Below are 12,335 nucleotides of genomic sequence, written 5' to 3'. Positions count from 1 at the left end.
CGCGACCTGGGGATTGGCGGTGCGGCGTTTTGGCGCATAGCGGCTTGGTAGCCGACTGCCTCAGCCCCCTGTAGGAGCGAGCTTGCTCGCGAAGGTCGTGAACGCTAACGCGGGTTTGCGGGTTAACCGCGGCGCTCTCGAGTTTTTCGCGAGCAAGCTCGTTCCTACAGTAGTGGGGTTAACTGATCGGCTTTAGCCCAACTACCGGTGTTTTTCAAGGTAGCTACAAAGCCGCCAACCCCTTCCCCGCCCGCTCCAGATTGCGCCATAGCCAGGGTGGCAATACATCGGGGTCCAGGCTGTCGATAAGGTTCTTGAGCCCCAACCCCAACTCCGTATCCCCCTCGATCACCAACCGCCGCCGGAAAAACAGCGTATCCGGATCCTCCTGCCGACTGGCCAGCAACAAAAACTCCCGCCAGTTGCCACTGATCGTGACCTGGGCCTCGGCCCGTTCGGCAATACGCAATCCGTCGTGCCCCAGGGTCAGGTACCAGCACAACCCCAGGTCAGGGATGCGCAGGCACATCCAGCGCCCGCGCAACAGCTCAAAACCACCGTCACGCAACGGCTCCGCCAGGCAACGATTAAGGCCCTGCTGCAACGCCAACCGCTGCACCGCAAACGGTACCTTGCGCATCAGCGGCAATATTCGGTCGGCGCCTTTGAGCAGCCATTGTTTGCGACTCAACACAGGCCTGCCTCCTCAACCCGTAACATCCCGGCCTGGCCATGCCAATAGCCATTGCAGCCTTCGACAAACAGCGGCGGCGTGGCGCCCTGACGTACCTGGTCAAACGCCTCGACGATACCCGCCGTGCCCTGGGCCCTGGGGCTCAAACGCAGCATGTCGGCACCACAACTCACCAGCCCCGGATAGTCCGCCAGCAGGTTGGTCACCTCTGCCGACATGGTTTGAATGCCATTGAGGGTAAACAGCGCCTGCCCTTCCTGGCTGGTCAACGCCATGCCGTCCGGGTAATTGATGCAGCAGAACAGGCAGTCATCCTTGGGCCGGTTTTCCGCACGTGCAGTGAAGCAGCGCGCCGAATAGGCCAGGGGCAAATGCCCGTAGGCGAAGATTTCCACTTCAGGCAGCGGGCGCCCCAGTTCGCTGACTTGTGCCAACACGTCGCTGATCAAGGCGCGGGAGCATTCCACTGGCGGCACCCAACGCACCATGCCGGCATCCAGCAATTGCACCAGCGCATGGCCGTTATACAAATTAAGCGCCGGGCCGCCCACAAAGGGCAGCTTGCGGTCGGCAAGAAATTGCACTGCGCCCATGTCGTTGGCTTCCACCAACAACTGGCCGTTGTCGCACAGGCGACGCAGACTCGACAGTTCCGAAGCCGCCTCAATCAACGTCAGACTCGACAGCACGATTTGCGCCGAGCCTGCAGCCTGTAGCTCGCGCCCCAGGCCCAGCCATTGATCCAGGTTGAATGCCCGCCGCTTGGAGCACACGGTTTCCCCCAGGTAGATCACGTCCAGAGGCAGCTCAGCCATCTCGCTGTAGAACTGCCCCAGTTGTTGCTTATCCCAATAAAACAGCACCGGTCCCAGGCTGAGTTTCATATCTGTGCCCTCATTGCCACGATCGATGGTAGGCGCCCAGGGTGGTCTGGCTGCCTTCGGATAGACCCGCCAGCGCCTGGCGCCACTGGTCCTTGACCACAAATTTGGCGGGCGCGATTCGGTGGGCGTCCAGCGCGGCGCGCCAGACTCGGGTGACTTGTTCGACGTAGGCCGGGCTGCGTTGTCGGCCTTCGATTTTTATCGCTTGGACGCCGATGGCGGTGAGTTCCGGCAACAGGTCCAGGGTGTCGAGGCTGGTGGGCTCTTCCAGGGCGTGGAAACGCTTGCCGCCCACCATGAAGCGGCCCTTGCACAGGGTCGGATAACCGGCGGGTTCATCCGGCGTGTAGCGGTCGATCAGCACTTCACTGAGGCGCGCCGTCAGGCCCTCGGCATCGTTGCTCCAGCGCACGGCCTTGGCCGGTGAGCACACGCCACACAGGTTTGGTGACTCACCGGTGATGTACGAAGACAAGTGGCAACGCCCCTCGGCCATGATGCACAGGCTGCCAAAACCGAACACTTCAATGGGCACCGAGCTGCTGGCAGCCACTTGCTTGACCTGGGCCAGGGACAACACCCGAGGCAGCACCGCGCGTCGAATACCGTAGCGCTCGGCGTAGAACTGCAACGCGGCGGCATGGGTTGCCGAACCCTGGACCGACAGGTGCAAGGCCATCTGCGGATGCCGTTTGCTGGCGTAGTTGAGCACCCCTGGGTCGCCGGCAATCAGCGCGTCGACGCCATGGTCAGCCGCCCGGTCCACCGCCCGCTGCCATCGCTCCCAGCCCTTGGGTTGCGGGTAGGTATTGACCGCGACATACAGCTTGCGCTGGTGCTCGCGGATATGGGCGACGGCACCGTCGAACTGTTTGTCGTCCATGTTCAGACCGGCGAAATGCCGAGCGTTGGTGTCGTCGCGAAAACCGACATACACCGCATCGGCACCTTGGCGCACCGCCGCTTTAAGCGCAGGCAGATTCCCTGCCGGGCAGACCAGTTGCATGGTGACTCCTCATCGAAAAAAGCATCGTATAGCCCATGTAGGAACAAGCTCGCGCCTACATCATCAATTCGGCGAAGGGCATGAATCGCACCAGCGCCCCCTTGTCGATCAACTGCTCGCGCTCCACCACCGCCAGGCCATCAGCCCAGCAAGCGGCGCTCAACATGGCCGAGCTTTGCCTTGGATGCAGCGTCACCCGTGCCTGACCATCGGTACCCGGGCTCAACCGCGCGCGCAGGTATTGCCGGCGCTTGTTGCGTTGGGTCCACTCGAAATCGGCTGGCAACAGCACCGGCAGCGGCGTGACGTCAGTCACCCCTTGGGCTCGCAGCAGAAACGGACGCACCACCACCAGCGCGGTGATCAGCGCTGCCGACGGATTGCCTGGCAAACCGATCCACGGTTTGCCGGCGACGTCACCAAAAGCCAGGGGTTTGCCGGGCTGGATTGCCAGGCGCCAGAAGTCCACGCGGCCCAATTCCTTGATCGCCTGTTTCAGATGGTCTTCCTCACCCACCGAAACGCCGCCAGAGGTCAGCAGCAGGTCGCATTCCGATGAGGCCAGGCTCAGGGCGTCGCGGCTGGCGGCCAGTTCGTCGGCCATGACGCCGTAGTCATGCACCTCCACGCCCCAGCCCTTCAACAGCGCCGCCAGACAATACCGATTGCTGTTGTAAATCTGCCCCGGCGCCAGGTGATCGCCGGGGTCGCGCAGTTCGTCGCCGCTGCTCAGCAGGCACACCCGCAAGGGTCGGTAGACCTTGATATGGCCCAATCCAGCCGCTGCCAGCAGGCCCAATTCCTGTGCCCGCAGACGCTTGCCGGTCGCCAACAGCAACTGGCCCTGATGCACTTCTTCGCCCTGTTTGCGCACATGCTCACCGGCACGCATCGGCGGGCACCAGATGCGCTGGCCGTAGACTCGGCAGCGCTCTTGAGGGACCACGGTGTCGGCGCCGGCCGGCAATGGCGCGCCGGTAAAAATGCGCATGGTTTGCCCGCTGGACAATCCCGTAGCCGCTTCCGTTCCGGCGGCAATGCGCCCGGCCAGGCGTAGGTAGCCGCCCTCGGACGGCAGATCAGCCGCGCACAAGGCGTAACCGTCCATGGCGCTGTTGTCCCAGGCCGGTAGGTTCAGCGGGGAAAAAATATCGCAGGCCAATACCCGGCCCAACGCCTGGTCCAGCTTTATTTGTTGAGTCGAAGGCGCCAGCGGCGCCAGGGCCAACAACCGTTCGATGGCGTCGTCCACCGGGGTCAACTCACCGCTTTCACACACGGATGTGCTCATGGTCGCGCCTCACAGGGTTCAAGCTGCTGCTGCGCCTGGATTTTGAGGTGCGGGGCGAAATTGCACGGCCCGGTGCGACTGTCCAATTGCCCCGAGAGGATTTTGTCCCATGCCGTGCGGCAAGCACCCGGCGAACCCGGTATGCAGCACACCAACACGCCATTGCTCATACCCGCCAGGGCGCGGGACTGCAGGGTCGACATGCCGATCTCTGCCAGGGAAACCTGACGGAACAGTTCACCGAAACCGTCGACGTGCTTGTCCAGCAGCGGCAGTACCGCTTGCGGGGTGTTGTCTCGGGCAGTGAAACCGGTGCCGCCGGTGGTGAGGATCACCTGCACCTGCGGGTCGGCGATCCATTGCGAGATACGCGCGCGAATCTGGTAGATATCGTCCACCACCAAGGCCCGCTCGATCAGTTCGTGACCTGCTCCTTGCAGCCGATCGCACAGGGTCTGCCCGGAGGTGTCGGTGTCAAAGGTGCGGGTATCGCTGATGGTGAGTACCGCAATGTTCAGTGAAGCAAAGTCGCGTTGGGTCAAATGTGCCATGGTCAAAATCTCGGGATAAATGAGCAATTGGCCCAGCCTGCACTGCATCCGCATGCGGGCCTATTCCTCCAAGGAGGTACCTCCGCTGGGTTCAGGGTGCCAATCGCGTGCGCTGCCATACGCCTTGTTCCAGGCGATAGTCGAGGCGGTCGTGGAGGCGGTCGGCGCGTCCTTGCCAGAATTCCACGCGCTCGGGGTGCAGGCACCAGCCGCCCCACGCCTCGGGACGCGGCGGCTGGTGCCCGGCAAAGCGTTGGGTCACTTCGCGCAGACGGCTTTCCAGCTCGGTGCGATGGGCCAGGGGCTGGCTTTGCGGTGAGGCCCAGGCGCCGAGCTGACTGGCCATAGGTCGAGCGTGGAAGTATTCATCGGACAGCTCCGGCGCCAGACGCGAGATCGTGCCTTCGATGCGCACCTGGCGCTCCAGGCCGGGCCAGAAGAAGGTCATTGCGGCGCTGGGGTTGCTCGCCAGATCAAAGCCCTTGCCACTCAGGTAATTGCCGAAGAAGGTAAAACCCTGGTCACTGAAGCCCTTGAGCAAGATGATTCGGCAATGGGCGCGGCCTTCGCTGTCCACCGTGGCCAGGGCCATGCTGTTAGCTTCCACCGGGGCTGCTTCAGTTGTGCGTGCCTGCTCCAGCCACTGGCCAAACAAGGCGATCGGATCGTCCTGCGCCAACTCGTCCCGCAAGCCATACAGGGTGTAGTTGCGGCGCATTTGTGCGAGGGAAAGGGGCATGGGGCGAACCTCCAGAAAGTTCACCGCAGTCTGATCAGCCCACGTGTGCAACACCTTGACCGCGATCAACTGCGCGCTGCGTCATGGGATCGCAGGAAGCTACTTGAGCCCCAGGCGCCGGGCCAGTTTGTGCAGGTTACTTGAGTCCAGCCCCAACAACCGCGCAGCACTGGCCCAGTTATCGCCGGACAGGCCCAGGGCCTGGCGGATTTTCTGGCGCTGGCATTCGTCCACCGCCTCTCCCAGGGATTGAAAGGCTTGCGGCGGCGCCTGCTGAACCAGGGCCTGAGGCGCGACAGCACTGCTGTCAAGGTCCAGCAGGCCGGCTTCCAGGGTCATGATCTCGCTGCGATTGCCACCACGGCTCAGTTGTTTGAGGGCGGCACGGCTGATCACATGCTCCAGCTCGCGCACATTGCCCGGCCAGCCATAACCGAGCAGCGCCTGTTCGGCTGCCGGCGACAGGCGCAGCCCGCGCAGGCCAAGCCGGGCACGATTGAGTTCGAGGAAATGCCCGGCCAGCAGCAACACGTCGTGGCCGCGCTCACGCAGCGGCGGAATCGGTACCGGGTACACCGAAAGCCGGTGATACAGGTCGGCGCGAAACAGTCCGCTGCGGATACTGTCCGGCAGATGGCGGTTGGTGGCGGCAATGATGCGCACGTCCACATGCAACGGTTTATCGGCCCCCAGGCGCTGGATCTCGCCATTTTGCAAGGTACGCAACAGCTTGGCCTGGACACTGAGGGGTAACTCGCCGACCTCATCGAGAAACAACGTGCCGCCATTGGCCGCATCAAAACGCCCGGCGCGGTCGCTGGTGGCGCCAGAAAAGGCGCCTTTGACGTGACCGAACAGCTCGCTCTCGGCCAATGATTCCGGCAGTGCCGCGCAATTAACCTGGATCAGCGGCTTGTGGCTGCGCCGCGACAGCCGATGCAAGCGGCGGGCGAACAGTTCCTTGCCCACTCCGGTTTCCCCCAGCAACAGCACCGGCAAGTCAGAGTCGGCGAGCACATCCAGTTCGTTGAGCAACTGGTGCAGGACCGGGCTTTGCCCGAGGATTTCGCCGTCTTCGACGTTGGGCAAGCCCTCGCCGAGGTCGCTGCGAGACAGGCGCAGGCTGCGATTTTCCTGCTCCAGGCGCGTGACCCGCACCGCCGCTTCGATCTGCAGGGTGCAGCGCTTGAGCTGGTCGCGGGCACTGGCGTCGAACGTGCCGGCGTGCAGCGCATCGAGGGTGATCGCGCCCCAGGGCCGGCCTTCGACAAACAGGCTTACGCCCATGCAGTCATGCACCGGCAGCGGCTCGCCGACCAGGGTGTCCAGCAGGCCGTCGTAGGGGTCAGGCAGGCGACTGTCGGGCTCGAACCAAGTGGGCTCGCGGGACGCCATGATCGCCGCCAACCGTGGATGCTGGGCAATCACAAAACGCCGGCCAAGGGCTTCATGGACCAGGCCGACGGTGGCCACCGGGCGCAGGCTGTCGTCGCCATCCAGGCGCAGCAGGCCGACGGCGCCGCTGTTGAAGTATTCACGCAGGGTCTGCACCAGCCGTTGCAGGCGCACGGCATTGGGCAGTTCGACAATCAGGTCGGCCGACAGACTTTCACGCAGCATGGTCATAATTACCCTTGTATGGTCGGTTCTACCCTGCAGCATCAGGGTGATCCTGACCACCACAAATAACTAAGCGTTAATTTTCAATAGGTTGGAGGTGGCACAGAGGATGCAATAACGGACTCATTCGTCCACATTTATGAGGAAGCCTGATGAACCCGACCACCCTGCCCCAGGAACAATTGATCGAGCATCTGCTGGAGCGTTATCACACCCGCCACCGCGAGCAACTGCCGGAGCTGATTCGCCTGGCCTGCCGCGTCGAACAGGTCCACGGTGAGCACAGCCATTGCCCCAACGGTTTGGCCGACCTGCTGCGCGACATCCGTCAGGAACTAGAGGGCCATATGCTCAAGGAGGAACAGGTGCTGTTCCCGATGCTGAAAATGGGCATGGGGGCCCACGCCGCGCCGCCGATTCAGGTGATGCGTTATGAGCATGAGCAACATGGCCAGGCCCTGGAGCAACTGCTGGCACTGACCGACCAGATCAAGCCGCCAGCCGGTGCCTGCAATACCTGGCGCACCTTGTACCAAGGGCTGGAGGTGTTTCACGGCGACCTGCTGGAGCATATTCATCTGGAAAATGATGTGTTGTTTGTTCGGGCGTTGAATCCAAGCATATGAGCCACCTGTGGCGAGCGGGCTCGCCACAATATGCCCGCGCTCAGCGCATCATCATCTTCGCCAGGATAACGATCAGCAGCATATGCCCCAGGATACTGCGGCGTATCCACATCGCCCGCGCCGGGCTTAGATGATCGCGCCCCAGCCAGTAAGCCAGCAGCAGGTAATGCCCGATGATGCTCACCGCCAGCACAATCTTGAGGCTCAACAGCGCCGCAAAATGACTGGCCCACGGCAAGCTCAACACCCCCCGGTATTGCCACGCCATTGCAATCCCGGCGCCGTATAACAGCACCACAACCCCGTGCAGCACCCGCCGCGAACGCCGGGCAATGGCCTGGTCCGAGGTCAATTGCGCCGACCAGGCCAGTTCCTTGCGGGCGCTGTGCCAGATAAACACTTCGAAAAACAGCGTGCCAATAAAGGCAATCGCCGCCAGCAGATGCAAAATCAGTAACCCCGAATACAGCATTGTCGATCTCCTAGCCCGGATGGCCATCAACCCGCGTGCGCCACAGCATCGGGCCGTAGCGCCATACATAGATGCCAAGCCCTGCGGTCCAGCACAGGCCGGCCAGCCACAGCGCAGCGTAGGGCCAGAACAGCACCAGTACGACCCGGCTCAGACACGCAACGTTGAGCAGCACAAACGCCAGGGTCATGCCCGAGGGCGGCGCCAGGGCGCGGCCGGTGTGGCCCAGGCTGACCCGGGCGATCATCGCCAGAATCAAGCCACCCATCGCGCCAATCGTCAGTGCATGCACCGCCAGGCTGGGATTGAGCGGCACACCCACATGCCACAGCGCCATGCCCAGGCACGCCACTGCCAGCCAGGCATAGGCCAGGTGCAATGACCAGAGCAGCGGCACACGCCACAGGCCCCGGTCATGCCAGCGCACCAAGCGCAGCAAGTGGCCCAGACCCAGCAGCGCGAACAAGATGCCAACCCAGACACTGGCAACCGACGCCAGCCCGACGGCATACAGCAGCGCTACCAGGGCTGAGCCGATCAACAACAGATGATCGAGCCAGGGCCAGGGTTTTACCGCGTCGGTACGACCCAGGCCACGCTTGGTGAAAAACGGAATTACCCGCCCGCCGATCAAGCCCATCATCGCCGCCACCAGCCACAAGCCGGTCAACACCGACTGGCGCTGCCAGCCTTCATCGCCGCGCAGCAAGCCATACAGGGACAGGCCGTCGGCCAGGGTCAGCAGCAGCAATACCAACACAATCGGGTAGTTGCGCTGTTGCCGAACCTGCCACAGGGTCCAGCCCATCAACCCGACGACCGCCAGGGGAAACGTCAATTCCAGCACCGCCAGCAGCGGCCACGGCAGGTTGAACAGCCAGGCCAGTCGTGCGGCCAGCCATATCGCCGCCAGCAGGCCCAGGGGCGTGCCGCTCAGGCCGGGACGACCGGTCCAGGTCTGCACGGCGGTCAGCAGGAAGCCGGCGATGATCGCCATGGCGAAGCCGAACAACAGTTCGTGACGGTGCCAGGCCAGCCAGCCACCCGCCGGCTGCCAGGCGCCGGTAGTGCCGGCCAGGGCCAGCAGCCACAACGGGATTGCCAGCAACGCCAACAGGCAGCCACCAAGGAAAAATGGCCGAAAGGCCAGACGAAATAACGGGGTAATCGACATTGCCTTGCGCCGATCCAGCACTTGCATACAACCACTCCTCAATTCGTTGCCGGCCCGATCATCCGGTATTGCCCGCGCATGGCCCTTGTCGCAGGTCAAGCTGGGTCAAGAGCGGTGGGATTAACCTTGGGGCCATTGTCTGATGAGGTAGCAAGGGCTGGGCCACCCTGATCGGTATCGCTCCTGCTACGCCCGTTCAGGTTCGGGCTACGGCGAAGAGGGTAAAAATGACCATTTTGGGGTTAAAACAACCATAAGCACCAAGGTCATTTTTACCCTTTCGCCGCTACAGCCCTCCAATTACAAGGCTCCTCCCCTGGCCCGCCTCTTGCTCTACCCGGTTATCCCGTTAATACCTTGCCTCTCGGAGTTTCCATGAAAAAAGTCATCCAGCCCCTGGCCTGGTTCGTGATCCTCGGTTCAATGATGGCGGCGGCCAGTGGCCTGTCGTTGTTGCTCGTATGATCCCGTCCCTGTCGTGCCCCAAGGATGCGCCCATGGTTCTGCACCGCGTCCATCACCAGATCCTGCGCAGCCATCACCTGTTCGAGCCGTTGAACGAGGAACAGATGGATGAGTTGATGTCCACCAGTCACTTGCTGAGCATAGACAAGGGCGAGCCGCTGTTTCGCCAGGGTGAACCAGCCGACTCGTTCTACTTCGTGATTGCCGGCGCGGTGAAGATCTACCGCTTGACCCCGGATGGCCAGGAGAAGGTCTTCGAAGTGATTGGCGAGCGGCACACCTTCGCCGAGGCGATGATGCTGATGGACACCCCCAACTACGTGGCCTGCGCCGAAGCGGTGTGCCCCACGCAGTTGTATCGCCTGTCCAACGCCACCTACATGCGCCTGCTGCACAGCAACAGCCGCCTGACCTTCGCCCTGCTGGGCAAGCTGTGCGTGCGCCTGCACCAGCGGGTCAACGAGATCGAAACCCTGTCGCTGAAGAACGCCACCCACCGGGTGGTGCGCTACCTGCTCACGCAACTGGTGCGCCTGCACAGCATCGACAGCAGTTTCGAATTGCCCATGGCCAAGCAGTTAATCGCCGGGCACCTGTCGATCCAGCCGGAAACCTTCTCGCGGATCATTCGCCGGCTGATTGATGAAAAGATCATCACCCAGGACGGTCGGCAGATTGCCATTCTCGATCGCCCACGCCTGGAGCAATTTGAGTGAACGCAGTGCGCGTCTGCCTGTATTGCCAACATCCCAATGCGGTTGACGGTGAGCAGTGCGAGCGCTGCGCCATGGCCCTGCCCACCTGCGAGGCCAGCGTCCAGGCCCGTAAACTCAAGCGCTTCCAATGGTTTTGCCTGGGCCTGACGCTGTTTTGCATCGTCATGTTCTTCTGGCTGCCTCGGGACTTCTACTGACGCTCGGTTAACTGCCGATAAAGCTGAGGCAAGCGCAACGGCAACTGTTCCGGCTGACGGATCAGGGTGTAGCCGTGGGCGCCGAACATGTACGGCAAGTAATCCCCAGCCTGTTTGTCGATGGTGATACAGAACGGGGTCAAGCCCTGACGCCGCGCCTCCACCACCGCCTGACGGGTGTCCTCGACGCCGTAACGCCCCTCATACAAATCCAGGTCATTGGGCTTGCCATCGGTGAGTATCAGCAGCAGTTTGCGCCGCTGCTTGCAGCCACCCAGTAGTTGCGTGGCCTGGCGAATCGCCGCGCCCATGCGGGTGTAGTAGCCCGGTTTCAGCCCCTGGATACTGCCGCGCGTGCGGTCGTCGTAAGGCTGCTGGAATGACTTGAGTTGCTGCAGGCGCACTTGGTGCCGACGCAGGGAAGAAAAGCCATACAGAGCAAACGCATCCCCCAGGCCGGACAGGCTCTCACCAAACAACAACAGACTGTCGCGAATCACGTCGATGACCTTTTGCTCATCGTTCAAATGGGCGTCGGTGGACATCGACACGTCCGCCAGCAGCAGGCACGCCAAGTCGCGCCGGGTATGGCGCTGCTCCATGAACAGGCCACGGGCGGCACAGGGGCCGTGTTGACGCTCCACATGAAAATCCAGCCATGCCTGCAGGTCCAGTTCCGAGCCCTGGGGTTGTTGGCGCAGCCATTGGCGGTCGGTGCGCAGTTGTTGAAACTGGCGGCGCAAACGCTGGGCCTGGGGCAGCAAGCGCGCCGGCAATGACTGGGGCTCACTATCCCTGGGCTGCATCAGTTGCAGGTTGACGAAGCCTTCCTGCAAGCGTTGCTGGCGGTAATCCCACTCGGGCAGCTTGATGCCTTCGCCCAAGGGAATATCATCGACGTCGGCGGGCGGCAGATCCAGGTGCAGTTTCAAGCCGCCGCTCTTGCGCACGCGCTGGCGGGACAGGCTGAGCTGATCCAGGTCTTCGGCGACCCGTGCCGCATCCGGGTCCTGGCTGTCGTCGGACCAGCGATCGAGGTCGACGTGTTCGGTCCAACTGAACAGGTTTTCCAGGCGCACCACTAGCAGGCCACCGTCGCGGGTATTGTCGTCGACGCGGGTGGCGCGTTTGGGTGCGCCCTGCTGTTCGCCGGGGCTGGTGGCCAGGTCGTCGCCGTCATCCTCAAGGTCACCGGCCTGGGGGCTGTTGAGGTGCAAGGGTGGGTACAGCCACAAGGGCAATGGCCAGGCGGCCCGCTCACTGCGTGGCAGATCGCGGATGCTGCCGGGTTCACGCAGGGCTTTGCGCAGCGACTTTTCCAGGGCAGCTTCGCCGGGGTTGAGGCTGGCCGGATCGGGGCGCAGTTGAATGTGCGCGTCCACCAGCCGATGGTAGCTGGGGAGCATGGCCGGGTAGCGTTGCAGCAGCAGCCAGGTCCAGCGCTGATTGTCTCGCGCCCAATGGGTCATGGGGCCCGATTGCGCTGCCAGCAATGCCAGCCAGCGGTACAACTCACGGTTCAGCGATGCATCGGGGAACACCGCCAGGCTCGCTGGCAGGCGCAGGCGACTACCGTCGCAGGACGCCAGCGGCGCTTGCTTGCAGGTGCCGGCAATGCGCATCAACAAGTTGCGGCGCAGTAACAGATCACGCTCGCTGGCGGCTTCCAGGGAAATCCCGCTGGCGCCGCCCAGGGCGCGGAACAACAGGGCCAGGCTGCGTTGACGGTCGGCCAGATCAACCCGGGCTTCGGGGAAATCGGCACTGGCGTGCCGGGTGATAAAGCGGTGCCAGACACTGCCGACCCACTCTTCCAACTCAAGGGTAAAGGCCATGTGACGTGCTCCAGACGTAAAACGGCCCGCTGTATCAGCCGGACCGCCCTCTTGGGGATTAACGT

12 protein-coding genes and 1 pseudogene are annotated in these 12,335 nt (G+C 62.8%); 3 read left to right on the top strand and 10 right to left on the bottom strand.

Annotation, left to right across the window (positions count from 1 at the left end; genetic code table 11):
- Positions 1-223: 223 nt before the first annotated feature.
- The 7 genes from ubiT to norR all read right to left on the bottom strand — a co-directional run bounded on the left by ubiT (position 224) and on the right by norR (position 6,785).
- Positions 224-694, bottom strand: a complete 471-nt coding sequence (gene ubiT / locus ACZRKZ_RS17225) for a ubiquinone anaerobic biosynthesis accessory factor UbiT (RefSeq protein WP_463968707.1) — start codon at positions 692-694, stop codon at positions 224-226.
- Positions 688-1,578, bottom strand: a complete 891-nt coding sequence (locus ACZRKZ_RS17220) for a U32 family peptidase (RefSeq protein WP_463982208.1) — start codon at positions 1,576-1,578, stop codon at positions 688-690. Before ACZRKZ_RS17220 ends, ubiT begins: the two co-directional genes overlap by 7 nt.
- A 10-nt stretch (positions 1,579-1,588) precedes the next feature.
- A complete protein-coding gene (ubiU, locus tag ACZRKZ_RS17215; protein ID WP_463968709.1) occupies positions 1,589-2,584 on the bottom strand; it encodes a ubiquinone anaerobic biosynthesis protein UbiU in 996 nt (331 codons plus the stop codon).
- Between the two features lie 55 nt (positions 2,585-2,639).
- Positions 2,640-3,875: a molybdopterin molybdotransferase MoeA gene (locus ACZRKZ_RS17210; protein ID WP_463982207.1), complete on the bottom strand. Its 1,236-nt coding sequence runs from the start codon at positions 3,873-3,875 to the stop codon at positions 2,640-2,642.
- Positions 3,872-4,426, bottom strand: coding sequence for a molybdenum cofactor biosynthesis protein B (moaB, locus tag ACZRKZ_RS17205; protein WP_463968711.1), 555 nt, complete (start codon positions 4,424-4,426; stop codon positions 3,872-3,874). Before moaB ends, ACZRKZ_RS17210 begins: the two co-directional genes overlap by 4 nt.
- Positions 4,427-4,517: 91 nt before the next feature.
- On the bottom strand, positions 4,518-5,165 hold the full coding sequence (pdxH, locus tag ACZRKZ_RS17200) for a pyridoxamine 5'-phosphate oxidase (protein ID WP_463982206.1): 648 nt from the start codon (positions 5,163-5,165) through the stop codon (positions 4,518-4,520).
- Positions 5,166-5,264: 99 nt separating this feature from the next.
- On the bottom strand, positions 5,265-6,785 hold the full coding sequence (gene norR, locus ACZRKZ_RS17195; RefSeq protein ID WP_463968713.1) for a nitric oxide reductase transcriptional regulator NorR: 1,521 nt from the start codon (positions 6,783-6,785) through the stop codon (positions 5,265-5,267).
- Between the two features lie 170 nt (positions 6,786-6,955).
- Here norR and ACZRKZ_RS17190 point away from each other — a divergent pair.
- A pseudogene (locus ACZRKZ_RS17190) lies at positions 6,956-7,411 on the top strand (hemerythrin domain-containing protein); the annotation flags it as partial.
- 40 nt (positions 7,412-7,451) lie between these two features.
- On the opposite strand, the gene ACZRKZ_RS17185 reads toward ACZRKZ_RS17190, so the two are convergent.
- Entirely contained in the window at positions 7,452-7,883 is a 432-nt protein-coding gene (locus ACZRKZ_RS17185; RefSeq protein ID WP_133101012.1) for a hypothetical protein, read from the bottom strand.
- A gap of 10 nt (positions 7,884-7,893) precedes the next feature.
- Entirely contained in the window at positions 7,894-9,084 is a 1,191-nt protein-coding gene (locus ACZRKZ_RS17180; protein ID WP_463982205.1) for an NnrS family protein, read from the bottom strand.
- A gap of 470 nt (positions 9,085-9,554) precedes the next feature.
- On the opposite strand from ACZRKZ_RS17180, the gene ACZRKZ_RS17175 reads away from it, so the two are divergent.
- Positions 9,555-10,238 carry a Crp/Fnr family transcriptional regulator gene (locus ACZRKZ_RS17175; RefSeq protein WP_463968715.1) on the top strand — a complete coding sequence of 228 codons (684 nt, stop codon included), beginning with the start codon at positions 9,555-9,557 and terminating at the stop codon, positions 10,236-10,238.
- On the top strand, positions 10,235-10,435 hold the full coding sequence (locus ACZRKZ_RS17170) for a protein DnrP (RefSeq protein ID WP_463982204.1): 201 nt from the start codon (positions 10,235-10,237) through the stop codon (positions 10,433-10,435). Before ACZRKZ_RS17175 ends, ACZRKZ_RS17170 begins: the two co-directional genes overlap by 4 nt.
- On the opposite strand, the gene ACZRKZ_RS17165 is transcribed toward ACZRKZ_RS17170, so the two are convergent.
- Positions 10,429-12,270, bottom strand: a complete 1,842-nt coding sequence (locus ACZRKZ_RS17165; RefSeq protein WP_463982203.1) for a nitric oxide reductase activation protein NorD — start codon at positions 12,268-12,270, stop codon at positions 10,429-10,431. The genes ACZRKZ_RS17170 and ACZRKZ_RS17165 overlap by 7 nt on opposite strands.
- Between the last annotated feature and the right edge of the window lie 65 nt (positions 12,271-12,335).

This window comes from Pseudomonas sp. c313 (assembly GCF_055407145.1).
The sequence above is the reverse complement of the archived record's forward strand: the minus strand, read 5'-3'. Positions and strand labels throughout refer to the sequence as shown.